16 protein-coding genes and 2 tRNA genes are annotated in these 16409 nt (G+C 57.4%); 6 read left to right on the forward strand and 12 right to left on the reverse strand.

Annotated features, from left to right (window positions below; translation table 11 throughout):
• Positions 1–56: 56 nt before the first annotated feature.
• The 5 genes from SOM48_RS09865 to cysG form a co-directional block, all read right to left on the reverse strand.
• Complete coding sequence (locus tag SOM48_RS09865) at positions 57–383, reverse strand: DUF3561 family protein (RefSeq protein ID WP_023481103.1); 327 nt, start codon at positions 381–383, stop codon at positions 57–59.
• A gap of 109 nt (positions 384–492) precedes the next feature.
• Positions 493–1098: an adenylyl-sulfate kinase gene (cysC, locus tag SOM48_RS09870; protein ID WP_023481107.1), complete on the reverse strand. Its 606-nt coding sequence runs from the start codon at positions 1096–1098 to the stop codon at positions 493–495.
• Entirely contained in the window at positions 1098–2525 is a 1428-nt protein-coding gene (gene cysN, locus SOM48_RS09875; protein ID WP_023481086.1) for a sulfate adenylyltransferase subunit CysN, read from the reverse strand. The genes cysC and cysN overlap by 1 nt, the downstream gene beginning before the upstream one ends.
• Before the next feature lie 9 nt (positions 2526–2534).
• Entirely contained in the window at positions 2535–3443 is a 909-nt protein-coding gene (cysD, locus tag SOM48_RS09880; RefSeq protein WP_023481127.1) for a sulfate adenylyltransferase subunit CysD, read from the reverse strand.
• A 9-nt stretch (positions 3444–3452) separates the two neighbouring features.
• The gene (gene cysG, locus SOM48_RS09885) at positions 3453–4859 is read right to left on the reverse strand and encodes a siroheme synthase CysG (RefSeq protein WP_270221606.1); all 1407 of its coding nucleotides are present in this window, start codon (positions 4857–4859) and stop codon (positions 3453–3455) included.
• A 245-nt stretch (positions 4860–5104) separates the two neighbouring features.
• Here cysG and SOM48_RS09890 point away from each other — a divergent pair, with 245 nt between their 5' ends.
• A complete protein-coding gene (locus SOM48_RS09890) occupies positions 5105–6142 on the forward strand; it encodes an aminopeptidase (RefSeq protein WP_320511859.1) in 1038 nt (345 codons plus the stop codon).
• Between the two features lie 76 nt (positions 6143–6218).
• On the opposite strand, the gene rlmM is transcribed toward SOM48_RS09890, so the two are convergent.
• From rlmM to SOM48_RS09910, 4 genes are all read right to left on the reverse strand, one after another.
• Positions 6219–7319, reverse strand: coding sequence for a 23S rRNA (cytidine(2498)-2'-O)-methyltransferase RlmM (rlmM, locus tag SOM48_RS09895; protein ID WP_054803749.1), 1101 nt, complete (start codon positions 7317–7319; stop codon positions 6219–6221).
• A complete protein-coding gene (locus SOM48_RS09900) occupies positions 7312–7707 on the reverse strand; it encodes a DUF423 domain-containing protein (protein WP_023481135.1) in 396 nt (131 codons plus the stop codon). Before SOM48_RS09900 ends, rlmM begins: the two co-directional genes overlap by 8 nt.
• Before the next feature lie 40 nt (positions 7708–7747).
• Positions 7748–8662, reverse strand: coding sequence for a glycine cleavage system transcriptional regulator GcvA (gene gcvA / locus SOM48_RS09905; RefSeq protein WP_023481079.1), 915 nt, complete (start codon positions 8660–8662; stop codon positions 7748–7750).
• A 351-nt stretch (positions 8663–9013) separates the two neighbouring features.
• A complete protein-coding gene (locus tag SOM48_RS09910; RefSeq protein ID WP_023481080.1) occupies positions 9014–9241 on the reverse strand; it encodes a YgdI/YgdR family lipoprotein in 228 nt (75 codons plus the stop codon).
• 201 nt (positions 9242–9442) lie between these two features.
• Between SOM48_RS09910 and csdA the strand changes: the two genes are divergently transcribed.
• Complete coding sequence (csdA, locus tag SOM48_RS09915; protein ID WP_320511860.1) at positions 9443–10648, forward strand: cysteine desulfurase CsdA; 1206 nt, start codon at positions 9443–9445, stop codon at positions 10646–10648.
• Positions 10648–11097 (forward strand): cysteine desulfurase sulfur acceptor subunit CsdE, encoded by a 450-nt coding sequence (gene csdE / locus SOM48_RS09920; RefSeq protein ID WP_076769140.1) that lies wholly within the window; start codon positions 10648–10650, stop codon positions 11095–11097. The genes csdA and csdE overlap by 1 nt, the downstream gene beginning before the upstream one ends.
• On the opposite strand, the gene tcdA is transcribed toward csdE, so the two are convergent.
• Together tcdA and mltA are read right to left on the reverse strand one after the other, a co-directional pair.
• Positions 11082–11894: a tRNA cyclic N6-threonylcarbamoyladenosine(37) synthase TcdA gene (gene tcdA / locus SOM48_RS09925; protein ID WP_076769141.1), complete on the reverse strand. Its 813-nt coding sequence runs from the start codon at positions 11892–11894 to the stop codon at positions 11082–11084. The genes csdE and tcdA overlap by 16 nt on opposite strands.
• Before the next feature lie 69 nt (positions 11895–11963).
• A complete protein-coding gene (mltA, locus tag SOM48_RS09930) occupies positions 11964–13070 on the reverse strand; it encodes a murein transglycosylase A (protein ID WP_054803751.1) in 1107 nt (368 codons plus the stop codon).
• Positions 13071–13275: 205 nt separating this feature from the next.
• Between mltA and SOM48_RS09935 the strand changes: the two genes are divergently transcribed.
• Positions 13276–13352, forward strand: a tRNA-Met gene (locus tag SOM48_RS09935).
• A gap of 54 nt (positions 13353–13406) precedes the next feature.
• Positions 13407–13483, forward strand: a tRNA-Met gene (locus SOM48_RS09940).
• A 98-nt stretch (positions 13484–13581) separates the two neighbouring features.
• On the opposite strand, the gene amiC is transcribed toward SOM48_RS09940, so the two are convergent.
• Positions 13582–14835, reverse strand: coding sequence for an N-acetylmuramoyl-L-alanine amidase AmiC (gene amiC, locus SOM48_RS09945; protein WP_023481090.1), 1254 nt, complete (start codon positions 14833–14835; stop codon positions 13582–13584).
• 224 nt (positions 14836–15059) lie between these two features.
• Between amiC and argA the strand changes: the two genes are divergently transcribed.
• Positions 15060–16391, forward strand: a complete 1332-nt coding sequence (gene argA, locus SOM48_RS09950; protein WP_023481070.1) for an amino-acid N-acetyltransferase — start codon at positions 15060–15062, stop codon at positions 16389–16391.
• Positions 16392–16409: the final 18 nt, after the last annotated feature.

Here is a 16409-nt window from a genome sequence, read left to right on the forward strand (position 1 = left end):
ATCCGAACCCGGACACATCGCCTTAACAGGCGTTACACCTTGAAGTATGGCGCGCCTTAGCCCACCAGCCAGAGGAAAAGGAGGCCAAACATCGCCGCCACGCTGAGCAGCGTCGCCACACAGCTGTAACGCAGCCTACCATCAAGCAGCGAATGCAGGGCAATTCCCACCACCACCGAGACCGGCATCAGGGCGAGAAAAAAGGGCCAGGTATAGAGAAGAAAAAAGAGGGTGTTGGAGCCGTATAAAAGAAAAGGGATTGCCAGCGCCAGCAGCCATGCGACAAAGCCCACGATGGCACCCGGAAGCGACCATGTGGGTTCGTCGGCGGTCGGGGGAAGAGACGATGACCGCGGGAGGGTAATGTTGTGACTGTTACGCATATCTGATCCTGTTGCCTGCACGACCGGTAAACGCGATACACACCTGTTCAGACGGCGCGAAAAGCAAACTCGCTAAAGCCTGAAGAGTGGGTGTATCGCCAGTACCGTCTCAGGATCTGATAATATCTCCCTGCCGCAGCAGGTCTAATAATTGGCTGACCAAATTTGTTACCAATTGTTCGCCATCAAGGTGCACTTCCGGCGCTTCTGGCGCCTCATACACCGAATCAATGCCGGTGAAATTACGCAGCTCACCGGCGCGGGCTTTCTTATATAACCCTTTCGGATCGCGCGCTTCGCAAATCGCCAGTGGCGTATCGACAAACACCTCAATGAAACGCCCCTCGCCGAGGCGTTCACGCACCATCTGCCGCTCGGCGCGATGGGGCGAAATAAAGGCGGTCAACACCACCAGCCCCGATTCGACCATCAGCTTCGCCACTTCGCCGACACGGCGAATATTCTCTTTACGATCCGCGTCGCTGAAGCCTAAATCGCTGCACAGCCCATGGCGCACGTTATCACCATCAAGCAGATAGGTGCTGACGCCCGCGCGGTGCAGCGCCTCTTCCAGCGCCCCCGCAACGGTCGATTTACCGGAGCCGGAAAGGCCGGTAAACCAGAGCACAACCCCACGGTGACCGTGGAGCTGTTCGCGCTGCTGCGGCGTTACCGGATGGGCATGCCAGACGACGTTTTCGTCATGCTGCGCCATTACTTGCCTCCCAGCAGATCGCGCGCGCCCCAGTGCGGGAAGTGTTTACGCACCAGCTGGTTCAGCTCCAGCTCAAAGGCGCTGAACTCCGACGGCACAACCTGCGCATCGGTGTGTACTTCACGCACCATGCCGGCGCCAACGGTGACGTTGCTCAGACGATCGATAAAGATCATCCCGCCGGTCACCGGGTTCTGCTGATAAGGGTCGAGAGTCAGCGGCTCATCAAAGGTGACGTCGACCAGCCCGATACCGTTCAGCGGCAGATTTTCCACTTCGCGCTGGGTCAGGTTGTTGATATCCACCTGGTACTGCACGGCGTCGATGCGCGCGCGGGTTTTCTTGCCCGCCACTTTGACCTCAAAACTCTGGCCCGCCTGCAACGGTTGCTCTGCCATCCACACCACATCCAGCGAGGCGCGCTGCACCGATGGCAGTGTTTCCTGCGCGTCGAGGATCAGATCGCCGCGGCTGATATCAATCTCATCTTTCAGCACGAGGGTAATCGCTTCCCCCGCGCCCGCTTCCTGCAGATCGCCATCAAAGGTGACGATACGTGCGATGGTTGACTCCACGCCCGACGGCAGCACTTTGATGCGCTGCCCGACCTTGACCACGCCGGAGGCCAGCGTGCCGGAGAAACCGCGAAAATCGAGGTTCGGACGGTTAACATACTGCACCGGGAAGCGCATCGGCTGGCTCTCTACCACGCGTTTGATTTCAACGGTTTCGAGCATCTCCAGCAGCGTCGGGCCGCTGTACCACGCCATTTTATCGCTCTGGCTGGCAACGTTGTCGCCCTCCAGCGCCGAGAGCGGCACAAAGCGGATATCGAGATCGCCCGGCAACTGTTCGGCAAAGGTGAGGTAATCCTGGCGAATAGAATCGAAGGTCGCTTCGCTGAACTCCACCAGATCCATCTTGTTCACTGCCACCACCAGGTTTTTTATGCCAAGCAGCGTGGAGATAAAGCTGTGGCGGCGGGTCTGATCCAGCACGCCTTTGCGCGCATCGATCAGCAGGATCGCCAGATCGCAGGTGGAGGCACCGGTCGCCATATTGCGGGTGTACTGCTCATGCCCCGGCGTGTCGGCAATAATAAATTTGCGCTTCTCGGTGGAGAAGTAACGATACGCCACGTCAATGGTAATGCCCTGCTCGCGTTCGGCCTGCAGACCATCCACCAGCAGCGCAAGATCGAGTTTCTCGCCCTGGGTGCCGTGGCGTTTGCTGTCATTGTGCAGCGTTGAGAGCTGATCTTCGTAGATCTGGCGAGTGTCGTGCAGCAGGCGGCCGATCAGCGTGCTCTTGCCGTCATCGACGCTGCCGCAGGTAAGAAAACGCAGCAGGCTTTTGTGTTGCTGGGCATGCAGGTACGCTTCGACGCCGCCTTCATCCGCAATTTGTTGTGCAATAGTGGTGTTCATGGCGGCTCCTTAGAAATAACCCTGGCGTTTTTTCAGCTCCATCGAGCCGGCCTGGTCGCGGTCGATCACGCGTCCCTGACGCTCGCTGGTGGTTGAGATCAGCATCTCTTCGATGATCTCCGGCAGCGTCTGCGCGTGGGACTCCACCGCGCCGGTCAGTGGCCAGCAGCCGAGGGTACGGAAACGCACCATGCGTTTTTCAATCACTTCGCCCGGCTGCAAATCGATGCGGTCATCGTCGATCATCATCAGCATGCCGTCGCGCTCCAGTACCGGTCGCTCGGCGGCCAGATAGAGCGGCACGATCTCAATATTTTCCAGGAAGATGTACTGCCAGATATCCAGCTCGGTCCAGTTGGAGAGCGGGAAAACGCGGATGCTTTCGCCTTTGTTGATCTGGCCGTTGTAGTTATGCCACAGCTCCGGACGCTGGTTTTTCGGGTCCCAGCGGTGAAAACGGTCGCGGAAGGAGTAGATACGCTCTTTGGCGCGCGACTTCTCTTCGTCACGGCGCGCGCCGCCAAATGCGGCGTCAAAACCATATTTGTTCAGCGCCTGCTTCAGCCCTTCGGTTTTCATAATGTCGGTGTGTTTCGCGCTGCCGTGCACGAACGGGTTAATACCCATCGCCACCCCTTCCGGGTTTTTATGCACCAGCAGCTCACAGCCGTAGGCTTTGGCGGTACGGTCGCGGAATTCATACATCTCGCGGAATTTCCAGCCGGTATCGACATGCAGCAGCGGAAACGGCAGCGTGCCCGGATAGAAGGCCTTACGCGCCAGGTGCAGCATCACGCTGGAGTCTTTGCCGATGGAGTACATCATCACCGGATTGGCAAACTCGGCGGCCACTTCGCGAATGATATGGATGCTTTCCGCCTCCAGTTGTCGCAGGTGAGTGAGTCGTTTTTCGTCCATATCCCTTCCTTAAGCCAGATTAATCACGGAAGCGTCAAACGCCGCCGTGGCTGTCGTTTGCTGGAACCAGGCCAGTTCGCGATGAAGCGCAACCACTTCACCCACCACTAACAGGGCGGGCATTGGCGCGCCTGTAGCCAGTTCCTCAAGTTGTTCTAATGTGCCGGTAGTAATCTGTTGATCGGCACGCGTGCCGCGGGAGATCACCGCCACCGGTGTGGTGCGCTCACGCCCGTGGGCAATCAGCTGTGCGCTGATCTCGGCCGCTTTCATTGTGCCCATATAGATCGCCAGCGTCTGGCGGCTTTGCGCCAGTTGCGACCAGTCGAACGGCGCGCTGTCGGCTTTGTAGTGGCCGGTCACGAAAGTGACGCTCTGGGCGAAATCCCGGTGCGTCAGCGGAATACCGGCATACGCCGTCGCGCCCGATGCCGCAGTGACGCCCGGCACCACCTGGAACGGAATGCCCGCTTCAGCCGCCGCCTGTAGCTCTTCGCCACCGCGACCAAAGATAAAGGGATCGCCACCTTTCAGGCGCACCACGGTTTTCCCCTCCTGCGCCGCTTCTACAAGCATGCGATTGGTTTCGTGCTGCGGCACGGCATGCACGCCCGCCCGTTTACCAACGCAGATCTTCTCCGCGTCACGGCGGGTTAACTCCAGCACCGCATCGCTCACCAGATGGTCGTAAAAGACCACATCGGCCTGCTGGATCACCTGCAAACCGCGCAGGGTGAGCAAGCCCGCATCGCCCGGCCCGGCACCGACGAGGATGATCTCGCCGCTGGCCGACCCCGGCTGTTGTAACTCTGCTTCCAGCGCCCGCTCTGCCGCAGGCTCATCGCCTGCCGCCATCAGGCTGGCAAAACGCCCGCGAAAGGCGCTCTCCCAGAAGCGACGGCGATCGTCGGTGGTGCGGCGAAACGCTTTAATGCGCGTGCGCCAGCGCCCGGCCACGGCCGCCATCCGCCCGAGATTACCCGGCAGCAGCGCCTCAATCTTTTCACGCAGCAGACGTGCCAGCACCGGTGCATTGCCGCCGGAGGAGATGGCGACGATCAGCGGCGAACGGTCAACAATAGAGGGGAAAATAAAGGAGCAGAGCGGCTGATCGTCCACCACGTTAACCAGCCGATGGCGCGCGTTGGCAGCGTCAAATACCCGGCGGTTGAGGGCTGCATCGTTGGTAGCCGCAATCACCAGAAACACCGCATCAAGCTGCGACTCATCAAACTCCGTAGCTATCCAGTGAACGGCCTGCTCATCGGCAAGCTGTTGCAGTTGCGGATCGAGTCGTCTGGCCACTATCTGTACGTGCGCGCCCGCACGGCGCAAAAAAGTGATTTTGCGCGCGGCAATTTCACCGCCGCCAATCACTAAAACAGGGCGGTCTTTTACAGCAGCAAACAGAGGCAGGTAATCCACAACGTTGTAACTCACTCACAGCCAGCAATAGGGGGACTATAGGGGGCGCGTTAGAACGAATGAAATTACGAATTGGAATGAGTAGTTCCGCAAAAGAATAAAGAGCTGGGAAAGCTCATACCAAAAAGTGCTTAAGGTGAGATTTTTCGCATGGTTAACGACAAATGAAATTGTGCAAACTCCGTCACAGTTTCATACTAAGCCCGTTTAAAATCTTGCTGCATAAAGGACTCACTATGTTTTCCGCATTGCGCCTCCGTACCGCTGCCCTGGCGCTCGGCGTATGCTTTATCCTTCCGGTTGCTGCCCGCTCTTCCCAACCCGGTGACATGGCAAATGAACAGGCGCGGCATATCGCCAGCCTCTTTCCCGGCCGCATGACCGGCACGCCGGCCGAAATGCTCAGCGCGGACTATCTCCAGCAGCAGTTTTCCCAGATGGGTTATCAGAGCGATATCCGTAAGTTCAAAACCCGCTACCGCTACAGCACTAAAGATAATCAGCAGAGCTGGCAGAATGTGACCGGCAGTTCGGTGATCGCCGCCCATGAAGGGCGCGTGCCGCAGCAGATTATCGTGATGGCGCATCTTGATACCTACGCGCCGCAGAGCGATGCCGATGTTGACAACAACCTGGGTGGCTTAACGTTGCAGGGCATTGATGACAATGCCGCGGCGCTTGGCGTCATGCTGGAGCTGGCGCAGGCGCTGAAAACGACGCCGACGGAGTACACCGTGCGCTTTGTCGCCACCAGCGGCGAAGAGGAGGGCCAGCTTGGTGCGGGGAGCTTTCTCGATCGCATGAGCGAGAAAGAGCGCAAAAACACCCTGCTGGTGATTAACCTCAATAACCTGATCGTTGGCGACAAACTCTATTTTACCAGCGGGAAAAATACCCCAGCCTCGGTGCGCAAACTGACGCGCGACCGCGCGCTGGCGATTGCCCGCTCGCACGGCATTCAGGCGTTAAGCGCCCCGGCGGGCGCGGAGAAGCGCAGCGCCTGCTGCCATGACGCACAGGTGTTTGATAATGCGATGATCCCGGTGCTGTCGGTGGAAGCCGCCAACTGGTCTCTGGGGAATAAAGATGGCGCCCAGCAGCGGGCAAAGTCGAAGGCGTTTCCGGATGGCGTGAGCTATCACCGCGCGCGGCTTGATAACCAGATCTATATCGATAAAGCGCTGCCGGGGCGAATTGAACACCGCAGCCGCGATGTGATGCGGATTATGCTGCCGCTGGTCAAAGAGTTAGCCAGGGCGGGAAATAAAAAATAAACCAGCAGGTTGTAGTTGCAGGCTATCTGAACAGGAGCAGTACGCAAGGGTCTGAGCACCGCTCCGTTTAGAAGAATTAACGCTCGTCCCTGCGTCCACCCACTGCCGCCCACATTCTGCGAATATGAACCGTCACCTCTTCACGATCGTGATAGAGCTGACGCGCCTGGATCTGCGCGGCGATGCCGTGCTCATCCAGCTGCTGCTGGATATAGGCGAGATTGTTGGAGACCTCTTCATAACGCTTCTTCATCGGCAGCTTGAGGTTAAAGATGGTTTCACGACACCACCCTTCTGTTAACCACTGCGCCATCAGCGCCGCCACTTTGGCCGGTTTTTCAACCATATCGCACACCATCCAGGAGATGTTGCTGCGCGTCGGACGATAGCGGAAACCATCTTCGCGCAGCCAGGTCACCTGGCCGGTATCCATCAGGCTCTGCGCCATCGGGCCGTTATCCACGGACGAGACCCACATGTTGCGCTTCACCAGTTGGTAGGTCCAGCCGCCAGGGCAGGCCCCAAGATCAACGGCATACATGCCGTTCGCCAGGCGTTCATCCCACTCATCGGCAGGAATAAAGACGTGAAACGCCTCTTCCAGCTTCAGCGTCGAGCGGCTCGGCGCATCGGACGGGAACTTCAGGCGCGGAATGCCCATATAGAAAGGCGAGTTGTTATAAGAGTAGGAGTAGCCGGTGTAGCAGCAGCCTGGTGCAATAAAGAAGATATGCACCACCGGGCGGCTCGCCGAGTCGCTGCGCGCGAGGATGCCCGCTTCACGCAGCGCACCGCGCAGCGGCACGGTGAACTTACGGCAGAACTTCATCAGCTCTTTGCTTTCGTTAGTGTCGGCCACTTCAACGCGCAGATCGCCGCCCTTCTCCACCACGCCCTGCAGCATGCCGACGATCGGCGTAATGCGATCATCCGGCGGCAGGTCGCGCAGCAGTTCCCCGACGACAAACATCTGGCGGGCAAAAATCAGCGAGCTGAACGGCAGCTCGCGCGCCAGTTTGTCGGCATCTTCTTGCTGATAGCACTCAAAAATGACATAGCCCGCGTTCTCTTTCACGCGGGCGAAACCGAACACGTTCTGGCGTCCGGCTTTATCGGTAATTTCGGCTGCACACTCTTTCTCAAAACCCGGGCGGCACAGTAATACCACTTTATTCATGAACAACGCCCCTACGTTTCAGACGAATTGCGCCAATTAACATTAATGCCCAGCCGATTAAGAAGCAGACGCCGCCGACCGGGGTAACAAACGCCCACAGGCGTAAATGGGAGAGCGCGAGGCAATAGAGGCTACCGCTGAACAGCACGGTGCCGAGCGCCAGGAACACGCTGCTCCAGTAAAACCAGATGCTGATGCGGCGCTGCATCGCCACCGCAAGACCGAACACCGCTAAGGTGTGGAACGCCTGATACTCAAGGCCGGTCTGGATCCAGCTCATCTCGGTGACGCCGAGTGACTTGCTTAACACGTGCGCGCCGAATGCGCCCAACGCGACAAAGATAAAACCGCTTATTGCGGCAAAAATCAGCATAAAACGGCTGGTCATGTTACTTCCCCAAGAGTCATACGCGCCCTGCGCGCGCGAATTATTGTTCGTAGCGGAAACGGAATTTCTCCTGCTCGCTTGCCGCTTTGGCCAGGATCCACTGACGAAAGGCCGCTATTTTACCCAGTTCTGCCTGGCTGTCATGACAAACCAGATAAAAAGCATTTTTACTCACCAGCACATCATTAAACGGGCAGACCAGACGACCCGCTTCGATCTCCGATTGCGCCATCACATTGTTTGCCAGCGCCACGCCCTGGCCGTGGATCGCCGCCTGCAGCACCATCGAGCTGTGGCTGAAGATCGGCCCCTGCTGAACATTGAGGTTAACGCCCAACTGACGGGTATAAGTTTGCCAGTCGCGGCGCGAAGCATCATGCAACAGGGTGTGGCGCGCCAGATCGTCCGGCGTCTTTAACGCCTTTTCGCCGGTCAGCAGCAGCGGCGAGCAGACCGGGAGCAGATATTCGGCATAGAGTTTTTCCACGCGCAGGCCCGGCCAGTTGCCGCGACCATAGAAGATCGCCACGTCAACATCGTCGGCGAGCTTGTCCTCTTCGCGGTCGACCGCCTGGATGCGCACGTCGATTCCCGGATAAGCTGAGTTAAAGCTGGAGAGTCTCGGCACCAGCCACTGAATGGCGAAACTGGGCAGCAAGCTGACGGTGAGCGCGCCCTTTGCGCTGCGCGCCTGCAATTTGCGGGTGGCTTCATTGAGCTGGGAAAATATCTCTTTGATATCCTGAAAATAACTCTGCCCCTCCTCCGTTAACAGCAGCGAACGGTTGCGGCGGCGAAAGAGTTTCAGGCCGAGAAAATCCTCGAGAGACTTGATTTGGTGGCTTACTGCGGCCTGCGTCACAAATAGCTCATCGGCCGCGCGGGTGAAACTTAAATGGCGGGCAGCGGCATCAAAAACACGTAATGCATTAAGAGGTGGTAATCGCTTGGACATGGTTTATCAGGCTTAGATGTAAACTGAATTTAACAAACAGGAAACAGTAGTTAACCTATTAGTTTTTTTTATCTGAGCCATTATAAATTGTCCGTTGAGGTTGCACCAGCAAATACCTATAGTGGCGCCACTTCCTGAAGCCGGAACGAAAAGTGTTTTGGAATTGAGATTCTGAAGGGCTTTTGGCTTACGGTTGTGATGTTGTGTTGTTGTGTTTGCAATTTGGTCTGCATTTCAGACCCCGGTAGCGACGCTACCCCTTTTTCACTTCCTGTACATTTACCCTGTCTGTCCATAGTGATTAATGTAGCACCGCAAATTGCGGTGCTTTTTTTTGCCTGGCGCCCGGGATTATTTCTCCAGAGCAACCATCTCTTTCACGTCAGAACGGTTGATCTGCTGCTCATTACCGTTCGCGTCTTTGTAGGAAATCATTCCTGTCTGGTCGTCAGTTTTCGGCTTGCCTTCGGAAATGATTGTACGGCCATCGTTGGTGTGCAACGCGTAGTTCGGGCTGGAACAGGCGCTCAGGGCGAAAGCTAAAGTACAAGCAGAAATAATTGCGGCAGTCTTCTTCATCTTCTTCTCCTTGATTTATTCTGGCAATTAATGCTGTGAAATACTCTTACTGGAAGAGTCTCAAACACGTTACTTACACTTATCAGCATAACCTGCTTACGCAGTTCCGCCAGTACAAACAGATAATTCCGATGGTTATCAATCCCCTTGCCCACGGAAAAAAAGTGCGCGACCATCGTCGGCCTACAGATGAGGATAAGTATGAACGCATTTAATCCTTCGCAGTTTCGCGCCCAGTTTCCGGCGCTGGCCGACGCGGGTGTCTACCTCGACAGCGCCGCGACCGCGCTGAAACCGCAGACGGTAATCGACGCCACGCAGCAGTTCTACAGCCTGAGCGCTGGCAATGTTCACCGCAGCCAGTTTGCCGAAGCGCAGCAGCTCACCGCCCGTTACGAAGCCGCACGCGACCAGGTCGCCACGCTGCTCAACGCCCCTTCCGGCAAAAATATTGTCTGGACGCGCGGCACCACCGAGGCGATCAATATGGTTGCCCAGTGCTATGCCCGCCCGCGCTTACAACCTGGCGATGAGATCATTGTCAGCGAGGCGGAGCACCACGCCAACCTGGTGCCGTGGCTGATGGTCGCGGAGCAGACCGGTGCAAAAGTGGTGAAACTGCCGCTGGCGGACGATCGCCTGCCGGATCTTAACCAGCTTGCTGCCCTTATTACCTCCCGCAGCCGGATTCTGGCGTTGGGACAGATGTCCAACGTCACCGGCGGCTGCCCGGATCTCGCCCGCGCCGTTACGCTTGCCCATCAGGCCGACATGGTGGTGATGGTCGATGGCGCGCAGGGCGTGGTTCATTTCCCTGCCGACGTGCAGCAGCTCGATATCGATTTTTACGCCTTCTCCGGTCATAAACTCTATGGCCCAAACGGCATTGGCGCGCTGTATGGCAAAGCGGAGCTGCTGGAGGCGATGACGCCGTGGCTCGGCGGCGGGAAGATGATCAGCGAAGTGACCTTTGCGGGTTTCACCACCCAGCCGGTGCCTTACAAGCTCGAAGCGGGCACCCCTAACGTGGCGGGGGTGATTGGCTTAAGCGCTGCGCTGGAGTGGCTGAACGGAATTGATATTGCGCAGGCGGAACGCTACAGCCGTGGGCTGGCAACGCTGGCGGAGGAGCAGCTGGCACAGCGCCCCGGTTTCCGCTCATTCCGCTGCCAGGACTCCAGCCTGCTGGCCTTCACGTTTGACGGCGTGCATCACAGCGATATGGTGACGCTGCTGGCGGGTTACGGCATCGCTCTGCGCGCGGGCCAGCACTGCGCCCAGCCGCTGCTCGCCGCGCTTGGCGTCAACGGCACACTACGCGCCTCATTTGCGCCCTATAATACTCAACAGGATGTCGATGCGCTGGTCAGCGCCGTCGACCGTGCTCTGGAACTATTGGTGGATTGATGACAAGCCCTGCATTCGCCGGACATCCGTTCGGCACCGTGGTCACTGAAGAGAGAATGCGCCAGACCTTTGGCGCCCTCAACGCGTGGGAAGAGAAGTACCGCCAGCTGATTATGCTCGGCAAGCAGTTGCCTGCCGCAACGGACGAGATAAAAGCGCAGGCGCAGGAGATCCCCGGCTGCGAAAACCGCGTCTGGCTCGGCTCAACGCCTTTACCCGACGGCACGCTGCACTTTTTTGGTGACAGCGAAGGACGTATCGTGCGCGGTTTGTTAGCGGTCTTGCTAACAGCGGTGGAGGGCAAACGCCCGCAGACGCTTATAGAGAACGATCCGCTGGCGCTGTTTGATGAGTTGGGGCTGCGCAATCAGTTGAGCGCCTCGCGCAGCCAGGGGCTGGCGGCACTGGCCGCCGCTGTGCAGGAGCAGGCTCGTCAGGCGCTGGTCTGACGCTGCGCTTTCGCCATCAGTTTTTTTAACGCATGGGAGACCGCGACAAAGCCAAAGGTGGCGGTCACCATCGTTGCCGCGCCAAACCCGGCGGCGCAATCCATCCTTTTTGGCCCTTCCGCGCTGCTTTTCATCGCACACACCGAACCATCCGCCTGCGGGTAGACCAGCGCTTCAGTTGAAAAGACGCAGTCGATGCCGAGTTTGCCTTTACTGTTTTTCACCACGCCGAAATCGCTCTTCAGCCGCTCACGCAACTTCGCCGCCAGCGGATCCTGAATGGTTTTCGCCAGATCGCTCACCTGGATCTGCGTCGGATCGATCTGCCCGCCCGCGCCGCCAGTGGTCACCAGTGGGATCTTATTGCGTCGGCAATAGGCAATCAGCGCCGCTTTTGGCCGCACGCTATCAATAGCGTCAATCACGTAGCTGAACGAGGTGCTCATCAGCTGCGCCACATTATCAGCGGTGACGAAATCGTCGATTACCGTGACACGGCACTCCGGGTTGATATCGCGAATGCGCGCGGCCATCACTTCCGCTTTCGCTTCACCAACGGTATTGCGCAGGGCGTGGATCTGCCTGTTGGTGTTGGTGACGCAGACATCATCCATATCAATCAGCGTGATGGCGCCAATTCCGGTGCGCGCCAGCGCTTCGGCGACCCACGAGCCGACGCCACCGATGCCGACCACGCAGATATGCGCATCGGCAAACCACTGCAGCGCTTTTTCACCATACAAACGCGCCGTCCCGCCAAAGCGCTGGCGCCAGGCGTCGCTGATTACTGCTGACATATGAAACCTCAAGCTGAAACAGAGAACCCCCTCCGGGACCGGAAGGGGTGAAGAGTTTACCACATTCCCTTAGCCGCTAAAGACGTTGCCCGTCAGACCCGCGCCCGGCGCGTTCTTCAATATCCAGACACGGCCATAGTGGTTATACCAGCCGGCCCGATGCCCGGCTTCTGCGCCGATACCCTGGTAGATGTCGAAGTGCTGGCCTTTAATTGCCCCACCCACATCCAGCGCCACCATCAGGCGCAGCTCATACTGGCCGTTGAATTTGCCTTTACTGTCCAGCTGCGGCACTTCCGCCAGCAGCGTGGTGCCCGGCGGGATCACGGTTTTATCAGAAGCAACCGACGCGCGGCCAATCAGCGGCACGGAGCTGGCGCCTTTTACCGGAGCCCAGGATTGCGGTTTAAAGAAGACAAAGGAGGCGTTCTCCTCCAGCAGCGCACGCACTTCGGCTTCGCTGTGCTTCTCGCCCCACTCGCGGATCGCCTGCATCGACATATCTTCGCGCTTCACTTCACCGCGATCGATTAACACTTTACCGATGCTGCGATAGGCATGGCCATTTTTACCGGCGTAGCTAAAGAAGTTGAGCGGGCTGCCGTCGCCAAAATCGATATAGCCGCTGCCCTGCACATCCATAATGAAGTTGTCCATCAGCGAGTTGCTGTAGGCCAGCACATAGTTCTCGCTGAGCGCCCCGGCGTAGATCTCCGCGCGCGAAGGCAGGCGGCCGCGTTTTGACGGCATGCGGTAGATAGGATACTGGAACTCGCCCTGCCGGGTGTGGCGCGCCTGCACCACCGGCGTGTAGTAGCCGGTAAACTGCACGTTGCCGTAGTTGTCTGTGCCTTCCATCTGCCACGCGTCAATGCCGAACTGGCGCAGCGAGCGGGTATCGCCCCCGGCGCGCAGCCAGGCTTCAATGGCGTTATAGACGCTGCTCTGGTTGCCATAAAGGCGCGGTGCAGAGCCTCTGATCTGGCTCACCTGCTCGGAGAAGTCTCCAGCATTGATCGGTGCGCCCACGGCGTCAGGCTGATTAACGAGGGAAAAAGGCTGAGAGAATTTTCCGTCTTTATACTGTTGACCGCGATCGGTCGGTTTAGAAGAGCAGGACGCGAGAAGTGCCACCATCGCGCCTGTGAGTACGAACTTAGCCCAACGTGCTTTCATTGTTTCTCATCTTTTGGTTAACCCCAAGCCGGATGAAGATAACAAACCGCTGTGGCTAATGAAATGCACAAGAACATTCCGACACCAGTTTTGTTTAAATCTTAAGCACATTGTGTTGTTTTTAAACATAAAGTCCTTAAATCGACAAATGTCGCAAAAAAAGGTTGCATCAAATCGTCTACGGCGTATAGTGCGCTTCCACGGACGCGGGATGGAGCAGCCTGGTAGCTCGTCGGGCTCATAACCCGAAGGTCGTCGGTTCAAATCCGGCTCCCGCAACCAATTAAAATGTGGAAGAAAGAAAAAGTTTACATGATGGAAGTGTAAACAGACGGACGCGGGGTGGAGCAGCCTGGTAGCTCGTCGGGCTCATAACCCGAAGGTCGTCGGTTCAAATCCGGCCCCCGCAACCAACACAATAAACACCTTAACGGGTGTTTTTTTGTTTCTGGCGTTTGTAAAAGCGCGCAGCAAACAAGAGAAAAAAATGGCGCCTTTCGGCGCCATTCTGTTATCCCCTTCTTGCCAGCGTCGCGCCATCCGCGAAGTAGGCTTTAATCCCTGCCAGAATCGACTCTGCGACTTCCTGCTGGAATTTTGCGGTCTTGAGCTTACGCTCCTCTTCCACATTACTGATAAACGCCGTCTCAACCAGAATCGACGGGATATCCGGCGCTTTCAGCACCGCAAAGCCCGCCTGCTCGACGCTGTTCTTATGAAGGTTATTGACGCGCCCCAGCTTATTAAGCACCGCTTTGCCAAACTTCAGGCTGTCGTTGATGGTCAGCGACTGCACCATATCGAACATGGTGTGATCGAGATAGCGGTCACCGCTTTTGCTTACGCCACCAATCAAGTCTGCCGCGTTCTGCGTATCCGCCAGATATTTCGCCGCTGTACTGGTCGCCCCTTTGGTCGAGAGCGCGAAGACGGAGGAACCGTGCGGCTGGCGGCTGCTGAAGGCATCGGCGTGAATCGAGACAAAGAGGTCGGCGCGCTGCTTCTGCGCTTTCGCCACCCGCACCTTCAGCGGAATAAAGACATCTTCGTTGCGGGTCATATAGGACTTCATATTGCCCTCTTTCTCGATCAGCGCATGCAGACGGCGGGCGATTTGCAGCACCACATCCTTCTCACGGGTTTTATATTTCCCCGTCGCCCCCGGATCTTCACCGCCATGACCGGGATCGAGCATGATCACAATTGGCCTGTCACGCCCGGCTTTGCCCGGCTGCGGGCCGCTCTGCGCGGGCGGCACCTGCTTATCAAGATCGCCCTGGTTGTACTCTTCAAGCAGCGCCAGCAGCGGATCCTGCACATCCTGCGCATTCGCCGGATAGAGATCCATCACCAGACGCTCTTTGAAGCCTGCGACCGGCGCCAGCGCAAAGAGTTGCGGTTTCACATTCTGCTTAAGTTCAAACACCATGCGCACCGTCTGCGGATCGAACTGACCCACACGGGCTGATTTGATAAAGGGATCGTCACTGCGGATCTGCGTTCCCATGCCCTTAAGCACGGAGTTGAGGTGAACGCCTTGCAGATCCACCACCAGACGGTCGGGATTGCTCAAGGCGAACTGTTTGTACTTCACCACGCGGTTCGATTCCACCGTCACACGGGTATAGCTCGACGCAGGCCAGACGCGCACGGCGACCACCTGACTGACGGCGGCCAGGCCAACCTGGCTCACGCTTAATAACCACATCGCCCCCGCACCCTGTAATAATTTGCGGCGGCTCAGCGCTGAATGACTTCCCGACATGCTTCTCCCGAGCAATTTGTTTAAATAATGCTTAACGTCAGAATTGACGGAAAACTTTAGCGAATGATGCATAAACTGTCATCTTTTAAAGGGTAAACATATGTCTGGCGCTATGCTTCACAAAGACGGGAGAATCCTGGGTTAAGAAAATTTGTGCTTGCAGCGAAGGCAATAGAAGAATAAAAATACACTTTTTACGAATAATCATGCAGTGAGGACAGGCCGTGGTCAAAGAGCGCAGAACCGAACTGGTGCAGGGATTTCGCCATTCCGTTCCCTATATCAACGCCCATCGGGGAAAGACATTCGTCATCATGCTCGGGGGTGAAGCTATCGAGCATGAAAACTTCTCCAGCATTGTCAACGACATCGGCCTGCTGCATAGCCTCGGGATCAGGCTGGTGGTGGTCTATGGCGCGCGCCCGCAAATCGACGCCAACCTTGCTGAACATCACCACGAACCGATCTACCACAAACACACTCGCGTTACCGACGCCAAAACCCTTGAACTGGTGAAACAGGCCGCAGGGCTTTTGCAGCTGGATATCACCGCACGGCTGTCGATGAGCCTAAACAATACGCCGCTGCAGGGCGCACACATCAACGTGGTCAGCGGTAACTTTATTATTTCGCAGCCGCTGGGCGTCGATGACGGCGTTGACTACTGCCACAGCGGGCGTATTCGCCGTATTGATGAAGAGGCGATCCACCGCCAGCTCGATAGCGGCGCGATTGTGCTGATGGGGCCGGTTGCCGTCTCCGTGACCGGGGAGAGCTTTAACCTCACCTCCGAAGAGATTGCCACCCAGCTGGCGATCAAGCTGAAAGCGGAGAAGATGATCGGCTTTTGCTCATCGCAGGGTGTCATGAATGATGAAGGCGAAATTGTTTCTGAACTGTTCCCTAACGACGCGCAAGCGCGTGTCGAAGAGCTGGAGCAGCGCGGCGACTACCACTCCGGCACCGTGCGTTTCCTGCGCGGCGCGGTAAAAGCGTGCCGCAGCGGCGTGCGTCGCAGCCACTTAATCAGCTATCAGGAAGATGGCTCGCTGTTGCAGGAGCTCTTCTCCCGCGACGGTATCGGCACGCAGATTGTGATGGAGAGCGCCGAGCAGATCCGCCGCGCCACCATTAACGACATCGGCGGCATTCTGGAACTGATTCGCCCGCTCGAACAGCAGGGCATTCTGGTGCGCCGCTCCCGCGAGCAGCTGGAGATGGAGATCGATAAGTTCACGATTATTGAGCGTGACAACCTGACTATCGCCTGCGCGGCGCTCTACCCCTTCCCGGAAGAGAAGATTGGCGAGATGGCCTGCGTGGCCGTGCATCCTGATTATCGCAGCTCGTCACGCGGCGAAGCGCTGCTGGAGCGTATTGCGTTGCAGGCGCGGCAGATGGGCCTCAGCAAGCTGTTTGTACTCACCACCCGCAGCATTCACTGGTTCCAGGAGCGCGGCTTTACGCCGGTGGATATCGACTCGCTGCCTGAAACCAAAAAGCAGATGTACAACTACCAGCGGCGCTCAAAAGTGCTGATGGCCGATCTGACCTGATTCACGCCCCGCCCTGTG

Source organism: Kosakonia sp. CFBP8986 (genome assembly GCF_034044935.1).
Lineage (GTDB): Bacteria > Pseudomonadota > Gammaproteobacteria > Enterobacterales > Enterobacteriaceae > Kosakonia > Kosakonia cowanii.

What these genes read in the sequence shown, in the direction of transcription:
- csdA (WP_320511860.1), top strand. Translation starts at nt 9,443, where the DNA reads ATGAACGCATTTAATCCTTCGCAGTTTCGCGCCCAGTTTCCGGCGCTG.
- rlmM (WP_054803749.1), bottom strand. Translation starts at nt 7,319, where the DNA reads ATGAATAAAGTGGTATTACTGTGCCGCCCGGGTTTTGAGAAAGAGTGT.
- SOM48_RS09890 (WP_320511859.1), top strand. Translation starts at nt 5,105, where the DNA reads ATGTTTTCCGCATTGCGCCTCCGTACCGCTGCCCTGGCGCTCGGCGTA.
- tcdA (WP_076769141.1), bottom strand. Translation starts at nt 11,894, where the DNA reads ATGTCAGCAGTAATCAGCGACGCCTGGCGCCAGCGCTTTGGCGGGACG.
- amiC (WP_023481090.1), bottom strand. Translation starts at nt 14,835, where the DNA reads ATGTCGGGAAGTCATTCAGCGCTGAGCCGCCGCAAATTATTACAGGGT.
- cysD (WP_023481127.1), bottom strand. Translation starts at nt 3,443, where the DNA reads ATGGACGAAAAACGACTCACTCACCTGCGACAACTGGAGGCGGAAAGC.
- csdE (WP_076769140.1), top strand. Translation starts at nt 10,648, where the DNA reads ATGACAAGCCCTGCATTCGCCGGACATCCGTTCGGCACCGTGGTCACT.
- cysN (WP_023481086.1), bottom strand. Translation starts at nt 2,525, where the DNA reads ATGAACACCACTATTGCACAACAAATTGCGGATGAAGGCGGCGTCGAA.
- mltA (WP_054803751.1), bottom strand. Translation starts at nt 13,070, where the DNA reads ATGAAAGCACGTTGGGCTAAGTTCGTACTCACAGGCGCGATGGTGGCA.
- SOM48_RS09910 (WP_023481080.1), bottom strand. Translation starts at nt 9,241, where the DNA reads ATGAAGAAGACTGCCGCAATTATTTCTGCTTGTACTTTAGCTTTCGCC.
- SOM48_RS09900 (WP_023481135.1), bottom strand. Translation starts at nt 7,707, where the DNA reads ATGACCAGCCGTTTTATGCTGATTTTTGCCGCAATAAGCGGTTTTATC.
- gcvA (WP_023481079.1), bottom strand. Translation starts at nt 8,662, where the DNA reads ATGTCCAAGCGATTACCACCTCTTAATGCATTACGTGTTTTTGATGCC.
- cysC (WP_023481107.1), bottom strand. Translation starts at nt 1,098, where the DNA reads ATGGCGCAGCATGACGAAAACGTCGTCTGGCATGCCCATCCGGTAACG.
- SOM48_RS09865 (WP_023481103.1), bottom strand. Translation starts at nt 383, where the DNA reads ATGCGTAACAGTCACAACATTACCCTCCCGCGGTCATCGTCTCTTCCC.